The sequence below is a fragment of the Erwinia tracheiphila genome, assembly GCF_021365465.1.
In the GTDB taxonomy this organism is placed as follows: Bacteria; Pseudomonadota; Gammaproteobacteria; order Enterobacterales; family Enterobacteriaceae; genus Erwinia; species Erwinia tracheiphila.
In genome coordinates, this window is sequence record NZ_CP089932.1 from 2,114,665 (window position 1) to 2,130,474 (window position 15,810).

Here is a 15,810-nt window from a genome sequence, read left to right on the forward strand (position 1 = left end):
TTATAAGCGCCCATTAAGCTTCCAGGAGAATATTATGTATCCCGTAGATTTACATATGCATACCGTTGTCAGCACTCATGCTTAGTACATTGCGTGATTATGTTCAGCAGGTGCAACAGTGCTGTATAACGCTGCTGGTAATTACTGATCACGGTCCTGATATGGCCATGCGCCACATTACTGGATGCGTGTCTGGCCACGCGGGGTTGAAGGGGGGGTATTTTATGCGGCATTGAAGCCAATATTAAAAACATTGACTGCAGTGGCCCAATGCTGGCGGTGATAGATCTTGTTGTCGCGGGCTTTCATGAACCCCTATTTGCGCCTCAGGACAAAGCCACCAACACCGCAGCGATGATTGCCGCCATGGCCAGCGCTAACATGAATATCATCAGCTATCCAGATAATCCGAAGTTATTTTAGATGACAATATGGTGTGCTCTTGTAAAAAACTTAGGATGCCATCTATATGAGTAGTAAATCTCGACTTTATTCATACATACGCTGGTCAAGTCAGCACCAGGCGAGCGGTACAACATTAGAGCGTCAAACCAGCGCCGTCCGTTAATTTGCTCTTGAGCATAATTTAGATTTCGATGATTCTTTTCGCGATGAAGGGGGCAGTGCCTTCAAAGGGCGGAATAGTTCTCAGGGAGCATTAGCAGATTTTATCGCAGCCGTTGAGAATGGCGACATACCGTCTTACTCTTGGTTGTACGTGGAAAAATTGGATAGGCTATCGCGTGACTACGCCATGATGGCAAATGAACTGTTACGCCGTCTGCTGACGCTTGGGTTAACTGTTGTCACCGGGCAGGACAGAGAAATACAGAGGCCAGGCAGCGATAGAGACATCATGTCCATGATCTTCTCTACCCTCGCCTTTGAACGGGCGCACGAGGAATCCTTGACCAAACAAAAGCGCGTTTTTTGTAATGTTGCCGCTCTAGTGGAACGTCACAATCGCTGCCAGTCTGTTAATATTAAAAGCGCAGGTAGTTCTCCTTGGTGGATAGATGACACTGGTTCACGATATGAGGAAACCAAACCCCATCTGTACACTGGTCAGCAGCGAAGAAGATAATTGAATTATTATTGCAGGGCTGGGGTTCGTTTCGGGGGTCGTGACGCAGATTTATTGATAATGATGCAGAGTAAGATACCAACCGATGATCTTATCGTGCATTTCCTCTGACTTCGAAAAGCAAATTGTTCTGCGGGTCAGTCGTTTGATATGTGTACGAAGATTAAGATTATGTCGTTCTGTCGGTTGGGTATATTTCTTGCTCACCACGTGGCTTGTTGCACTTAACAGAACTTTATAAACCGGCCAGGCATCTGTCATATAAAAGGCAATGTTAAATTTGCTTAACAGGGCCAGCAATCGTCGCAGGGTCGGGGCATTTCTCGGGCCGAAGACATGGGCCAGAGCACGTTTGCGGATACGGTCATAAGCATAGAACAACCACCGGGGATTGCTTTTACACCGCACGTAAGGCCATTGTTCACCGGCTTCACAGCAGATAACAACCTCCGTTTCGGGGTCGATATTCTCAGCTACCTGCTTTTTGGCGAAATTTTTTTACGTGCCGCAGAACCGTATTGAGGCTGATACCGAGAACCCGTGCGGTATCGCGACATCCGGAACCATTCATGGCCATATTAACAATGGTCTGGTGTGTGTCTGGTTTGGCACCGGAGTAGCTAAAATTGAGCTGAAAGGTCTTTGAACAATGCTTGCAGATGTAACGTTGGGCACCGGATGCTGAATGTCCGTTACATCGTACAGCATGAGTTTCATTGCACTGAGGGCAGACGACATCAACTTTAGCCATATGTTACATCCAAAGCGCAAAGCATACGTGATCAGCAAGTCTGCGTCACGACCTAATATAGATACAACAAGGGGTGATACTCCAGGAGTTATAGCTTCACCCGTCGACGAGAAAAAAACAGCATACATAAATAATAAAAACTGGAGACTGTAATTAAAATTGTGTAATTGCCTGTTTTTGATATGTTCACTCCAACAATGGAGACAGGCAAATTATGGACGAGAAGAAACTTAAGGCCCTTGCTGCTGAACTGGCCAAAGGCCTCAAAACTGAGGCCGGCCTTAATCAGTTTTTCCGCATGCTCACGAAGCTGACCGTTGAAACGGCACTCAATGCAGAACTGACTGACCACCTCGGGCATGAGAAAAATGCCCCTAAAACCGGCACCAATACCCGCAACGGCTACTCTTCGAAAACGCTGCTGTGCGACGGCGGTGAAATCGGGCTAAACACGCCGCGCGACCGGGAAAATACCTTTGAACCTCAGCTGATTAAGAAGAATCAGACGCGTATCACGCAGATGGACAGCCAGATTTTATCCTTGTATGCCAAAGGCATGACCACGCGGGAAATCGTCGATACGTTCAAAGAGATGTACGATGCTGATGTGTCACCGGCCCTGATATCAAAAGTCACGGATGCCGTTAAAGAGCAGGTCGCCGAATGGCAGAATCGCCAGCTGTATGCGCTCTATCCCATTGTTTATCTGGACTGTATTGTTGTTAAGGTTCGTCAGAATGGCAGCGTGATTAACAAAGCGGTGTTCCTGGCGCCGGGCATCAATACCGAAGGCCGGAAAGAGCTTCCGGGGATGTGGCTGGCTGAAAATGAAGGTGCAAAGTTCTGGCTGAACGTGCTGACGGAACTTAAAAATCGCGGCCTTCAGGACATCCTGATTGCCTGCGTGGATGGCCTGAAGGGCTTCCCGGATGCGATAAACAGCGTCTATCCGCAGACTCACATCCAGCTGTGCATCATCCACATGGTGCGTAACCGCCTGAAATACGTGGCGTGGAAGGACTACAAAGCGGTCACAGGCGGGCTGAAAACCGTTTATCAGGCACTAACAGAAGCGGCCGCACGGATGGCGCTGGATGCGTTCGCCGAAGAATGGGATGACAAATATCCACAAATCAGCAAAAGCTGGCGTGCGCACGGGGAAAACCTCGATACGTTCTTCGGCTATCCGTCTGACATCCGAAAAGCTATCTACACCACGAATGCCATTGAGTCGCTGAACAGGGTGATCCGTGCCGCCATTAAGAAACGCAAGGTATTCCCGACGGATGACTCAGTGCGAAAGGTTATTTACCTGGCAATCCAGTCGGCATCGAAAAAATGGAGTATACCGGTCCAGAACTGGCGGCTGGCGATGAGCCGCTTTATTATTGAGTTCGGTGACCGCCTGAGCGATCACCTTTGACGTGGTGGCAGTTACACAGAATTATTTACAGGGTCAAAAACTGTGAAAAAAATCCTTTTAAACCTCTTAGCCAAATCCCTGACAATGCCCTCAAGCGTACCACCAAAGTTATCGATATTATTCTGAAGTTTCCGTAATTCCTTCACCGTAAAACCTGATGCAAGAAGACGATTTTTACTAAAATCCATAGCCATTTAATCAAATTCCTTATCCTAATCAACCCGGCACTTATTCTTCAATTTTTTTTATACCATCCTTACTGGATCCTGATTCCGGTAATTTTTCTTCGCTTACTTTCATCCCTAAATCGCCAATGTACCGTTGGTCATCATATCAATAATCGATCCCTGGGTACACGTATTCAACATCCTTATCCATTATGCCGCAGTACGCAAGCGTGACAGCCTGTGACGAATGCCCATAAAGTTTCGTGAGAGTTGGCTGGCTCACTCCTCTCTGTAGTGCCTGATAGCCCATAGTTTTTCGGGGCGTATGTGCAGCAATTGTCAGATTTAAACGCTCACCTGCTTCCTTGAATTTTGTTGAAACGCTCACTCTACTGATGGGCTTGCCTTTGGCCCGGTTGCTCTCCACCTCAAACAGAAACGTATGAGCGGGATTACCTGCCCTGCGTTGTGCTACCAATTCCAGTGCTTTGGGTGTGCGCAAAATTGCCCGGATTTTGCCAGTTTTCTTATCCTTCACATTACAGCACAGAAATTTAAACAGTTCGGCGCTGTAAGAAAGCTTTCTGAAGAGTACAAAAATGGAAATCTGGATTTGCGTGAGATGAATCAATCCATGCGTCATTTATTAGCTGATACTAAACGCCTGGCGGCGGCTAACCGTGCTAATAACAGAGAGGTAGCACGAGCAAATAAAAAATCACATCGACCAGAACGGGGCATTGGCGTTGGTGGTGCTGGCCTTGCACTGGCAGGAGTTGCGGGATTAGGTGCTTTAGGTCTGTCAATGGCTTCAGGTGCAACTGAACGGGCTATCCAGTTGCAGGCAGAACGCCAGGAAATACAACAGCGCAGGGATAAATTTCGGGGATAACGAAGCGGCTGCATTACAGATGGTTGTGGCGCAGAATACTGGTTTCAATTTATTGTTTGAAAAACCGGGAGACATCCAGAAAGATTTATCTGATCGGCAGGGTGAATTGGCACAGGGCCAGTTTACCAGGAATAAAAAAACTGGAAAAACTTCCTTCACTGGAGGCGGCGAAATGGGGGATTGGGTTAATGCTGCGATGACGGCAGGCATTAACGGTCAATCAGCATTAAAACAGATTCAAAACCTACGTGGACCAGTAGACGCAGCTGCATGGCTAAAAAACCTGCAGAAAACCGGAAAACTGGCCTCAGAGCAGCTAACTTTCCTGTCTGAAAAGGTGAATGATTTTAGCTATGTGGTTAATTCTGTTTCTGGGAACGGGCAGAACGTCATAGAGAGGGAGCTAACTGTCAGGAGATTGTCACTGCCGTTAGCGATGCTGGCGGCTGGATTGTCTTTGTATCGGATTCCCAGACGGCGTTTACGCTCGGAAATTTTGAACACTGTCTGCGTATTGTTAATGCAGTGGATTTTCCCAAAGATCGCATATTAAATGTTACGCCGCGTAGGCTGCTGAATTTCCTGCAGCGGCGCACGGGTAAAGAAATTACTGAATCCGCTTGTCTGTGACGCTGTCACTTTTAATTGCCTGGATGGATATCCTGACATGAATGAATTTTCCGTTATCTGCCGTATTTTAGGATCGTTATTTCATCGACAGCCTCAGGACCCACTGCTGCTGCCTCTTTTTACCATGCTGCGTGAAGGCAAACTCCAGCCACAGTGGCCGCTGGAGCAGGATGAACTGTTGATCCGGCTCCAGCTCAACAGCGATCCACAGGCGTTGGCAGCCGATTACAATGCGCTGTTTGTTGGCAGCGATTGTCGCGTTTCGCCTTTTGGATCCCATTGGGAGAACGGGCCTAAGGAAATTGAGATCCGGGATTTTTTACAGAGTCGGGGAATGCCACTTACCGATTCGCCTGCTGACCATTTTGGCGCTTTACTGCTTGCATCCTCCTGGCTTGAGGATCGGTCGCAGGAAGATGAGAGCGAGGCGCAGATTGCTCTGTTTGACCGCTACATGTTGCCCTGGTGTGGCGCTTTCCTCGGCAAGGTGGAAGCACATGCGAAGACGGCATTTTATCGCACCCTCTCCCTGTTAACCCGGGAAGCGCTACAGGCAATGCGTGACGAGCTGGCTGAGGAAACAGACACAGGTGCCTGAGTCTGGCAGATAACGCTGCCATAAGTATGGCGCATATTTTCTATGGTGGATGCTTTATGCGTCAGCAACAGAAAAGATGCTGCTGCATTAGCATAGCAGCGAATATCTATGTGAAAAAAAGTGATATGACAGAGCATTGACTGCGTGTCATTCTGCCCGCTAAAAGCAGATTAATGATGAGGATACACTAATAATGGTCAGTTCTTCTCTTCCCTTAGCTATTATCCAGCTTGAATCGCCGCCCGAGGCGGTGTTAGCCCGCGCAGGAGAACAGTATCACTGGTTTGTAGCGGCGCTGGGGCTTAAAGAGGGCGAATTTATCGTGGTTCGTCCCGATCTTGGTGAAACCTTACCCGATCCAGCCTGCGTTACGGCAGCGATCCTGACAGGTTCCTGGGCGATGGTGACCGACCATGCAGACTGGAGTGAGCGCACCGCTGCCTGGATACGCAGTGCGGTGGACAACGGTCTTCCTTTGCTGGGCGTTTGCTACGGACACCAGCTTATGGCCTATGCGTTAGGGGGGCAGGTGGCAGACAATCCTAAAGGCTGGGAGCGCGGGCAGCAGCGCCTTGAGACGCAGCCGGGCTGCCAGTACGATCCTTTACTGAGTCAGCTACCGGGACAGTTCAATGCCTGGCTTTCACACCGCCAGTCGGTACTTAAGCCACCGGCGGGCGCAACGGTACTGGCCACCTCGGCACTGGATGCGTGCCAGATCATCCGCTACAGCCCGTCAGCTCTGTCTTTCCAGTTCCATCCTGAGTTTACCGCAGAAATTATGATGGCCTGTTTACCTGACAGACCGCAGGAAAACGGCGTTATGCAAGAAAGCGAGCCGGTCTGGCCACGTCGCTTGCTGCAGGCTTTTCTTCAGCAGCGAAGTCCGCTGAGTCAGACGGGCTGATTCTTTTTCGCCGTCGGCAGCGCGCTGACGGCTTGCATTGCCTTTCCTCATGGAGCGTATTCGCCCGGTTCAGCCGTTTTACACCACAGGTCTGAGCTGGCTGCACGCTCCCGTTAACCATCGGGCTACGATCTGCGAACAACCCCGCCCGCGTATTGTCGACGCTTTCAGGAAATATACGACGCCTGTTGAGGGAACTTACCGGATGAAATCATCGTTATTGATGACGGTTCTGACGACGGCTCGGATCGGCTGATTGAGCAATACAGCGAGCTGCATCCGCATATAACCTTACTGCGTAACAACCACAGTGACGTGAACGCTGCCCGTAACAAAGGGCTGGGCGTGGCGACGGGGCAGTTCATCTATTTTATGGATTCGGATGATTTTATTGCGCCGGGACTGTTTACCGATTTTCTCCGCGAACTGCGTGTCTGTCCGCAGCTGGAGCGTTACGGCTTCTCAGCAGAAATATTCCCTGACGTTCCGGTGGAACAGAGAAAATACACCCGCAGCCATATGTGTACGGTGCAGGGGGAATTTGCGGGCGGCCCGGAAATGCCACGTAACCTGATTGCTAACCATTCCGCGCACAGCGTATTGTGGTCAGGCATCATTTCCAGAGCGCTTATTGACCGTACCCACAGCGAGTTTCTGCCAGTGCAGAACCATGAAGACGCGCCTTTTATGTTCACGCTGTACCTGCAGGCCACTCGGGTGTTCTTTACCAGAAACAGCTATTATTTCAAGCGCTACACGCTAAACTCGCGGTCGGTGAATACCCGTGATTTTTCCTGGGTCAGGAACTATTTTATCGTTCGCGAGGGAACAGAAAGGACACTGCGTGCGGCCGGGCAGCCTCTGGATCGTCAGCTTTTGGATAGCTATTATTTTCCGGTGATGCCTGGCTGCCTGATGATGGTCAGAAAGCATCGCATGGAAGCGCCAAAAGAGTACCAACTGCCGTTCAACATGCTGGCGTGCCAGATGACCCGCAATAGCGTGAAGATGAGTCTGGTATGGTATTGTCATCCACTTTATAACACCCTGATGTTGTTCAAAAAGAAGCTTTCAGGCTTCACCGCCTGACACAGCCAGCCGGAAAGAGTGACAGCATGATGCGGGCAGATTGCGTCAGAGCAGTTTTCCAGCCATGCCACTGACGCCTGGGCAGTCGGGAGAGTTGCCCGGCACAATATAAGGATTACATGTGGTTATGCGAGGCGTTGGTCGGCAGATATTGCCAGCAGACACGCAGACGTATAGTGTTAGCAGATTGTCTTTTCCTCCGGCGTTTGCTTCGCCGGAGCCAGGTTCCCAGAACGAGGTTCTTTTGTCCAGTTATTCGCCAAATTTACGTCCACGTCGTCTACGCCAGTCCTCATCCCTTCGCTCACTCCTTCAGGAAACCACTCTCAGCCTGAACGATCTTGCGCTGCCGATTTTTGTTGAGGAAGAACTGGATGATTATAAAGCTATTCAGGCGATGCCCGGTGTGTTGCGCATACCGGAAAAACGTCTGGCTTTTGAAATTGAACGTATTGCAAAAGCGGGCATTCTTGCGGTCATGACTTTTGGCATTTCTCACCATACGGATGCCGATGGAAGCAATACCTGGCAGAAGGATGGCCTGGTTTCCCGCATGGCGCGGATCTGCAAAGAAACCGTCCCTGAAATAATTGTGATGTCAGATACCTGCTTTTGTGAATATACCAGCCACGGCCATTGCGGTGTGCTGCACGAAAATGGTGTTGATAATGATGCCACCCTGGTGAATCTGGGCCGACAGGCGGTGGCGGCAGCGCAGGCCGGTGCGGATTTTATTGCTCCCTCGGCAGCAATGGACGGTCAGGTCGCAGCCATTCGCCACGCGCTGGATAATGCAGGATTTACCGATACTGCGATCATGTCTTACTCGACAAAGTTTGCCTCTTCCTTTTATGGTCCGTTTCGTGAAGCGGCGGGGACTTCCCTGAAGGGAGATCGCAAAACCTATCAGATGAATCCAATGAATCGTCGGGAAGCACTCCGTGAATCATTGATCGATCAGGCGGAAGGGGCCGATGCATTGATGGTAAAACCCGCCGGAGCCTACCTGGATATTATTCGTGAAGTGCGTGAACGCACTGAACTTCCTCTTGCTGCCTATCAGGTCAGCGGTGAGTATGCGATGATTAAATTTGCGGCTCAGGCCGGGGCGATCGATGAAAGGGATGTGTTTCTGGAAAGCCTTGGAAGCATTAAACGTGCCGGGGCCGATCTTATTTTCAGCTATTTTGCCCTGGAACTGGCGGAAAAAAATCTGCTGTAGCGTGCTGGTGCAATGTATTTCAACGCCTTTGACCGCCCGAAACGTTCTTACAGGCACTCAGTGACGGGCGGTCTTACCTGCGTTAGCTGGCCCGATTAAGAGGCGGTAGGCCGTGTCGAGCAAGCGTTCGGTTATCTGTTTGGCTCACAGGATGAGAAAATTTCTGAACTGGCCCGGATGGCGGCAGTATGTGATGTCTATGATGTGATAACCTCTGACAGAGCGTACAAGGCAGGCTGGAATCCGTCCAGCACCATGCGTAAAATGGCCAGCTGGGAAGGGTATTTGGGCCGGATAATTTTTATACTGTTGTTAAGGCGGTAGGAATCTATCCGGTGGGTTCATTGGTGCCTGGCTTCGGGGCGGGTGGTGGTGGCTGAACCCGGAGAGTTGTCGTTATTGCAGCCTAAAGTCTGCGTTTTTTAGTCCATGAGGACCAGACAATACCTGAGACGTGAGATAGTTAATCTTTCTGATAGCGACTGTCCCGACAGTATCGCCGGTCCGGAGGATGTCACCGACTGGTGTGGCATCAATATTAATGATTTGTGGATGCGATCCGTTGCCTGACTGCACTCGTTGTTCGCTGATTTCATGACCTCTTTTTTCATGTCGGCTCTGAATTTATGCCGCCGCTGTACCAGCTTAAACCCTGGTTCTGGCAGTTCGAAGCCTGGCAACTATACTAATAATGATGTTGTTACCTGAGTAACAACGGGGTGAGGTCAGAGGTGAACCTGCTGTAAAGACCCGCGAGGAAGGGACGTTCACAACACTGAAATCTGCCCGTAAGTACTCTTCATCTTCTGCAGATAGCCCTTTGGGCGTTATTTGCTGTCGCTGTTTCCGGGCATACGGTGTCTGGTGCTTTCCGAGTCCTTCTCACCCCTTATCAACATACCGCCATGAGACATACCATCAGGAGAAAACGTGTGAATTCACAAAATATACCCGGCCCCGTGCTATCTCAGGCACAGCGTTACGCCTTCTTCTTTGATGTTGACGGAACGCTGGCTGACATTCAGCTGCGCCCGGATGACGTGTCTGTTTCGGAAGAGGTTATTGTCAACCTTAAGGATCTTGCCCGTATCTGTGGTGGTGCAGTGGCGCTGGTATCAGGCCGCCCGATAAGTGAACTGGACGCACTGGTCTCGCCGTTACAGCTGCCTCTGGCTGGTGTGCATGGTGCCGAGCGGCGCGATCTGGAAGGAAACCTCGAACAGCATGCGTTACCAGAAGAGATCGTTTCTGCACTTTCTTCTTTATTACAGCAACGCATGGCTGCTCTCCCTGGTACCCAGCTGGAAATGAAGGGCATGGCCTTTGCCCTGCATTATCGGGGTGCGCAGCACTTTCAAACTCAGGTGATGCAACTGGCTGAATCTGTTATTGAGCAGTTTAGCGGGCTGGCGCTTCAGCCCGGAAAATGCGTGGTGGAAATCAAGCCGCAGGGTATCAATAAAGGGGCTGCTGTTGCGGCATTTATGCAGCAGGCGCCTTTTTCCGGTAAAACACCGGTATTTCTTGGCGATGATGTGACCGATGAGGCAGCATTTTCCACGGTTAATGCCATGCAGGGAATCTCAGTCAAAGTCGGCGAGGGCTGCACGGAAGCCGCGCATCGTCTGCCGGATGTCGCCGCAGTCAACAAATGGCTGGCAGAAACACTATTACAATTAGATCAAGACGAAAAAATGTCGGTAAGGAGTTAAGGTTATGAGTCGCTTAGTAGTTGTATCTAACCGCATCGCAGTACCTGATGGGTCAAAAGTCAGCGCAGGTGGCTTAACGGTTGGCATTATGGATGCGCTTAAAACCACCGGGGGAATATGGTTTGGCTGGAATGGCGAAATCAATGAGATTGGGGAAGATGAGGAAGAGATGAACCTGTTCGAACAGGATGGCATCTCCTATGCTTCTTTTGGACTGAACCAGAACGATTATGATTTGTACTATCTGCAGTTCTCCAACGGCGTGCTCTGGCCCGCTTTTCATTATCGTCTTGACCTGGTTAATTTTCAGCGTGAGGCCTGGGAGGGGTATCGCAAGGTCAACAACCAGCTGGCCGACCGACTGATGCTGCTACTGGAGCCGGACGATGTTATCTGGATCCATGACTATCATCTGCTGCCTTTTGCCGCCGCGCTTCGTAAGTTGGGTGTTCAGAACCGCATCGGTTTCTTCCTGCATATTCCTTTTCCTACACCGGAAGTCTTTAACGCGCTGCCGCCGCATCGCGAACTCCTGGCGATGATGTGCGAATATGACCTGCTGGGCTTCCAGGCGGAAAATGATCGTACTGCTTTTCTGGAGTGTGTTTCGCTGTGTACTGAGTTACAGGGTGAAGGCAAGAAACATCAGGCATTTGATCAACATTTTATCACTGAGGTTTATCCCATCGGGATTGAGCCGGACAATATCCGCGAGATGGCGGAAGGGCCGTTGCCGCCTAAAATGGCCGCCATGAAGAAGGCTCTCGGCGATGCCAAAAATATCATCGCCTGTGAGCGGCTGGACTATTCTAAAGGGCTTCCCGAGCGCTTTTTGGCTTATGAGGCTCTGCTGGAAAATTACCCTGAGCATCGTGGAAAAATACGCTATTCCCAGATAGCGCCGACCTCCCGGGGTGACGTGCAGGCTTACCAGGATATTCGTCATCAGCTTGAAACCGAAGCGGGAAGAATAAATGGTAAATATGGCACGCTGGGGTGGACCCCCCTTTATTACCTTAACCAGCATTTTGACAGACGGCTGTTAATGAAAATATTTCGCCTGACGGACATTGGCCTGGTTACGCCGTTACGCGATGGTATGAATCTTGTCGCGAAAGAATATATCGCTGCTCAGGACCCAAAAGACCCCGGTGTGCTGGTTTTGTCCCGTTTTGCCGGTGCGGCCAATGAACTGACCTCCGCGCTGATTGTGAATCCCTACGACCGCGATGAGGTCGCAGCGGCGCTTAATCAGGCGCTAACCATGCCGTTGGATGAGCGTATTTCACGCTATAACGAAATGATGGACGTTCTTCGTAAGCATGACATTACCCACTGGCGAAAAACCTACTTAACGGATTTACAGGCACTTCCCGCGCGTGGCGATGTCGATCATGCTGTAAACAGATAGCCCCATTCCACTGCCGGGCATAATTTGTACCCGCCTCATAAAAAGAGCGAGTGTTAATCGCTCTTTTTTACCCTTTAGAGCTTATCAGAACGTTTATTTAAAAAAAAACGCTAAAAAAGCACATTTTTATTAAAGAAAATGGTTCCTCTGCCGATATGTAGCGTGCAGTATTGAAATTATGGAATACATTCAATTTATTAATGTAATTATTGGTTACATCTGCTGCCGTCCGCTGAACATCAATACCCTCACTCCTTACATCACACCAACATTTCCAGATAAAAAACCTATCACAGATCACATTTTTTCTATTCAGCCAGCTTCGTGATAGTAGCTTCATTTCACTAATTAGCGCGTCATTTTTTCATCTAAAATAATATAAAAATCTTAATTATAAAAATTAATTAGTTTTTAATTCTATTTAATTCATTAATTATTTAATTTTAAGGTTATATATCTTGTTTATATTACGGTTCCATCTGAATGTAATAAAAAAGGTAAAAAATTAATAAAAAGAGCCAAAAATGATTGGTTAGTGAACTAATGAGCAGCTCTGCTTTAGCTTTTTTTAACCAAAACAAGCCAAAAAATGTGACATAGATCACATTTTATCTAAAATTAAACTTGGCTCACGTTGTATCCGGAAAAAAGAGGATATAAAGTTGTTTTGTTTTCAGAATAGTCTTAATAGCGTTCAAGACTCAGAAAGGTGATGCCAGGGAAAAGCACGAAAACATCGGAGCAGTAACTGGCAAAATGAGTTTATGACTACTTCCTGTATGGACTTCCATTTTCTGGTCGCCCTCAGCCTTGCAAGCGTTTGGCTTTAGCCACTAAATTTTTTGCCATCTTCAGATGTACAGTCAGCAATCAGGTAGCGGCGAAATCCGTAAACGTTAAAGTCGTGACAGTTATGATGGGAAAAAATGGGCACATCAGAATTACTAAAACATATTTATGACATTAATCTGTCTTATTTGCTGCTTGCACAGCGCCTGATTAATCAGGAAAAAGCCTCCGCTATGTTTCGCCTCGGTATCGATGAAGCAATGGCCGATGCGCTGTCTCAGTTGACCCTGCCTGAGATGGTGAAACTGGCCGAAACCAATCAGCTGATTTGTCAGTTTCGTTTCACCGATCACAACACAATTAACCGCCTGACTCAGGAATCACGCGTGGATGATTTACAACAAATTCACACGGGGATTTTGTTATCCAGCCGTTTATTGCGTAACGCCATTGATAAAAAAGACGGACAGCCTAAAAAGAGGGCGAGTTAATGAGCGAAAAAAGTATCGTGCAGGAAGCGCGTGACATTCAGTTAGCCATGGAATTAATTTCCCTCGGCGCACGCCTGCAAATGTTGGAAAGCGAGACCCAGTTAAGCCGTGGCCGCTTAATCAAACTGTATAAAGAACTGCGCGGTAGCCCGCCACCTAAAGGCATGCTGCCATTCTCTACCGACTGGTTTATGACATGGGAGCAGAATATCCATGCGTCCATGTTCTGTAATGCCTGGCAGTTCTTACTGAAAAGTGACATGTGTAAAGGCGTCGATGCCGTTATTAAGGCCTATCGGCTGTATCTTGAGCAGTGTCCGCAGCAGGAAAACGGTCCGCTACTGGCGTTGACCCGTGCATGGACGCTGGTCCGCTTTGTGGAGAGCGGTATGCTTGAGCTTTCCGACTGCAAATGCTGTGGTGGAAGCTTTATTAATCATGCACATCAGCCTGTCGGCAGCTTTGTTTGCAGCCTCTGCCAGCCGCCTTCGCGCGCGGTAAAAAGGCGTAAACTTATTTCAGATTCTGCCGATAATATTTCACAACTGCTGGATGAACAGATTAAACAAGCCGTTTAATGGTGTTAGCCACGTGGAATGACTCCAGCAGCGGTTTTTAACCGCTGCTTTTTTTTGTCCATGCGTGATGCAATCCGTTTACCGCTATCTGGACGTCTTACTCCCACGCGTCAGCAGACGTAAGGATCAATCGTGTTAATTATTTTGGGTTATATCCTGGTTTTGGGATCGGTATTAGGTGGCTTCGCGATGGTTGGTGGCGAACTTGGCGCGCTTTACCAACCCTCTGAACTGTTGATTATTGGTGGGGCTGCTGTCGGCGCCTTTATCGTTGGAAATAACGGCAAAGCCATTAAAGCCACCATGAAATCCTTTCCCCTCCTGATGCGTGGCGCGAAGTATAACAAATCCGTTTATATGGATTTGATGGCGCTGCTCTATCGCCTGATGGCTAAATCCCGTCAGCAGGGCATGTTGTCCCTTGAGGCCGATATTGATAACCCGCAGGAAAGTGAAATTTTTGCTAATTACCCGCGCATTTCTGCCGATAAAAGATTAGTGGACTTCATTACCGACTATTTACGCCTGATGATCAGCGGCAATATGAATGCGTTCGAAATCGAAGCCTTGATGGATGAAGAAATTGAAACCTACGAACATGAATGTGAGGTGCCTGCGACGGCACTGCAATCCATGGGTGATTCCCTTCCTGCATTTGGTATCGTCGCAGCGGTAATGGGGGTGGTTCATACGCTGGCAGCGGCTGACAGGCCAGCAGCGGAGTTGGGTGCCTCGGTGGCGCATGCGATGGTAGGAACATTTTTAGGCATTTTACTGGCATACGGCTTTATTTCTCCCCTGGGGAGTGTGTTGCGGCAGAAGTGTGCAGAAACCACGAAAATGATGCAGTGCATTAAGGTTACGCTGCTTTCCAGCCTGAATGGATATGCGCCACAAATTGCCGTTGAGTTTGGCCGTAAAACCCTTTACTCGACGGACAGACCATCTTTCATCGAGTTGGAGGAACACGTCCGCAATGCGAAAGCATCGGCGAAACAGACTTCGGATCAGGGCGCATGAAACATAACACTCATCCTATCATTGTGGTCAGGAAGAAGAAGCACAAAGGCAATGAGGGCGGGCATGGTTCATGGAAGATTGCCTATGCGGATTTTATGACGGCTCTGATGGCTTTCTTTATGGTGATGTGGCTGATTTCGATTTCCACGCCCGCACAGCGCGAAAGTATTGCGGAATATTTTAAAACGCCCCTGAAGGTTGCAATAACGGGCGGGACACGTACCAGTGAAAGCGTAAGCGTTATCCCGGGTGGCGGTCAGGACCCGACGCAAAAAATAGGTGAAGTTCACAAAGTTGTCGATATGGATGCAGAGAAACGCAATATGGATAAGATTCGACTTAACCGCCTGCGAGAAAAGCTGGATCAGCTGATAGAAGCCGATCCGCGCCTGAAGGCGCTCAGGCAGCATCTGATTATCAACATGGTGGAAGAGGGGTTACGTATCCAGATTATCGACAGTCAGAACCGCCCGATGTTTAAAACCGGGAGTGCGGAAGTGGAACCCTATATGCGCGATATCCTCAGAGCCATCGCGCCGATTCTGAATGATATACCGAATAAAATCAGTCTGGCGGGGCACACGGATGATTTTCAGTATGCCACGGGCGACAGGGGTTACAGTAACTGGGAGCTGTCAACTGATCGTGCCAATGCATCACGTCGCGAGTTGGTGATAGGCGGGCTGGATGCAGGCAAGATGCTACGGGTGCTCGGCATGGCCGATACCATGAAGTTGAATAATCGCGGTGCAAATGATGCGGTCAATCGTCGAATCAGTTTGCTGGTGTTGAATCATGACACGGAAATGCAGATTGAGAAGGAAAATTCGGAAAGTGATGCTGTGCAAATCGACAACAGTGATCCGGCAAATCTTAAACAAATAGTGGCACCGCCGATCCCATCGGCTGCCAACAATAACCCGGCCCCTCAACCATCACAGGCTGAGTCGGCAGGAAGTAAGAATGTACCGAAGGCGTTTTCTTCGGGACAGCCTGCGACCCCGGCACAGACCGAGCGCGACTCACAGCAGAGGTGATACCGTGAG

15 protein-coding genes and 3 pseudogenes are annotated in these 15,810 nt (G+C 49.2%); 15 read left to right on the plus strand and 3 right to left on the minus strand.

All coding sequences use genetic code 11. From position 1 onward, the window contains the following. Positions 1-34: 34 nt before the first annotated feature. Together LU633_RS11185 and LU633_RS11190 are read left to right on the plus strand one after the other, a co-directional pair. Positions 35-414 (plus strand): annotated as a pseudogene (locus LU633_RS11185) (PHP domain-containing protein); the annotation flags it as partial. Between the two features lie 223 nt (positions 415-637). Next, positions 638-1,084 (plus strand): annotated as a pseudogene (locus LU633_RS11190) (recombinase family protein); the annotation flags it as partial. Between the two features lie 51 nt (positions 1,085-1,135). Here the strand turns inward: LU633_RS11190 and LU633_RS11195 are convergent. Further along, positions 1,136-1,835, minus strand: a protein-coding gene (locus LU633_RS11195) for an IS1 family transposase (protein WP_233482019.1) whose coding sequence is annotated in 2 segments (ribosomal slippage) — positions 1,136-1,561 and positions 1,563-1,835 — 699 coding nt in all. Because the reading frame shifts where the segments join, the coding sequence is not laid out codon by codon here. Positions 1,836-2,049: 214 nt separating this feature from the next. On the opposite strand from LU633_RS11195, the gene LU633_RS11200 reads away from it, so the two are divergent. Beyond that, positions 2,050-3,258, plus strand: coding sequence for an IS256 family transposase (locus LU633_RS11200; RefSeq protein WP_046372020.1), 1,209 nt, complete (start codon positions 2,050-2,052; stop codon positions 3,256-3,258). A gap of 11 nt (positions 3,259-3,269) precedes the next feature. Here LU633_RS11200 and LU633_RS11205 read toward each other — a convergent pair whose 3' ends face one another. After that, positions 3,270-3,452 (minus strand): hypothetical protein, encoded by a 183-nt coding sequence (locus LU633_RS11205; protein WP_020323316.1) that lies wholly within the window; start codon positions 3,450-3,452, stop codon positions 3,270-3,272. 139 nt (positions 3,453-3,591) lie between these two features. Then, on the minus strand, positions 3,592-4,068 hold the full coding sequence (locus LU633_RS11210; RefSeq protein ID WP_020323315.1) for a tyrosine-type recombinase/integrase: 477 nt from the start codon (positions 4,066-4,068) through the stop codon (positions 3,592-3,594). On the opposite strand from LU633_RS11210, the gene LU633_RS11215 reads away from it, so the two are divergent. The 12 genes and pseudogenes from LU633_RS11215 (at position 4,060) to motB (ending at position 15,801) form a co-directional block, all read left to right on the plus strand. Continuing rightward, positions 4,060-4,317: a hypothetical protein gene (locus LU633_RS11215; protein ID WP_020323314.1), complete on the plus strand. Its 258-nt coding sequence runs from the start codon at positions 4,060-4,062 to the stop codon at positions 4,315-4,317. The two genes, LU633_RS11210 and LU633_RS11215, sit on opposite strands and share 9 nt — an antisense overlap. Positions 4,318-4,722: 405 nt before the next feature. Beyond that, positions 4,723-4,947, plus strand: a pseudogene (locus tag LU633_RS11220) (phosphatase); the annotation flags it as partial. 37 nt (positions 4,948-4,984) lie between these two features. Next, positions 4,985-5,545, plus strand: coding sequence for a TorD/DmsD family molecular chaperone (locus tag LU633_RS11225; RefSeq protein WP_020323312.1), 561 nt, complete (start codon positions 4,985-4,987; stop codon positions 5,543-5,545). Positions 5,546-5,738: 193 nt separating this feature from the next. Beyond that, complete coding sequence (locus LU633_RS11230) at positions 5,739-6,452, plus strand: glutamine amidotransferase (RefSeq protein WP_020323311.1); 714 nt, start codon at positions 5,739-5,741, stop codon at positions 6,450-6,452. Between the two features lie 255 nt (positions 6,453-6,707). Beyond that, positions 6,708-7,541: a glycosyltransferase gene (locus LU633_RS11235; protein ID WP_232426918.1), complete on the plus strand. Its 834-nt coding sequence runs from the start codon at positions 6,708-6,710 to the stop codon at positions 7,539-7,541. A gap of 244 nt (positions 7,542-7,785) precedes the next feature. Next, entirely contained in the window at positions 7,786-8,763 is a 978-nt protein-coding gene (hemB, locus tag LU633_RS11240; protein WP_020323309.1) for a porphobilinogen synthase, read from the plus strand. Between the two features lie 905 nt (positions 8,764-9,668). Continuing rightward, a complete protein-coding gene (otsB, locus tag LU633_RS11245; RefSeq protein ID WP_046372021.1) occupies positions 9,669-10,475 on the plus strand; it encodes a trehalose-phosphatase in 807 nt (268 codons plus the stop codon). A 4-nt stretch (positions 10,476-10,479) separates the two neighbouring features. Next, positions 10,480-11,886 (plus strand): alpha,alpha-trehalose-phosphate synthase, encoded by a 1,407-nt coding sequence (otsA, locus tag LU633_RS11250; protein ID WP_020323306.1) that lies wholly within the window; start codon positions 10,480-10,482, stop codon positions 11,884-11,886. 926 nt (positions 11,887-12,812) lie between these two features. Further along, positions 12,813-13,166, plus strand: coding sequence for a flagellar transcriptional regulator FlhD (flhD, locus tag LU633_RS11255; RefSeq protein WP_020323305.1), 354 nt, complete (start codon positions 12,813-12,815; stop codon positions 13,164-13,166). Next, positions 13,166-13,744: a flagellar transcriptional regulator FlhC gene (gene flhC, locus LU633_RS11260; RefSeq protein WP_020323304.1), complete on the plus strand. Its 579-nt coding sequence runs from the start codon at positions 13,166-13,168 to the stop codon at positions 13,742-13,744. The genes flhD and flhC overlap by 1 nt, the downstream gene beginning before the upstream one ends. Before the next feature lie 132 nt (positions 13,745-13,876). Beyond that, positions 13,877-14,764: a flagellar motor stator protein MotA gene (gene motA, locus LU633_RS11265; protein WP_020323303.1), complete on the plus strand. Its 888-nt coding sequence runs from the start codon at positions 13,877-13,879 to the stop codon at positions 14,762-14,764. Next, positions 14,761-15,801: a flagellar motor protein MotB gene (motB, locus tag LU633_RS11270; RefSeq protein ID WP_020323302.1), complete on the plus strand. Its 1,041-nt coding sequence runs from the start codon at positions 14,761-14,763 to the stop codon at positions 15,799-15,801. The genes motA and motB overlap by 4 nt, the downstream gene beginning before the upstream one ends. Positions 15,802-15,810 lie beyond the last annotated feature (9 nt).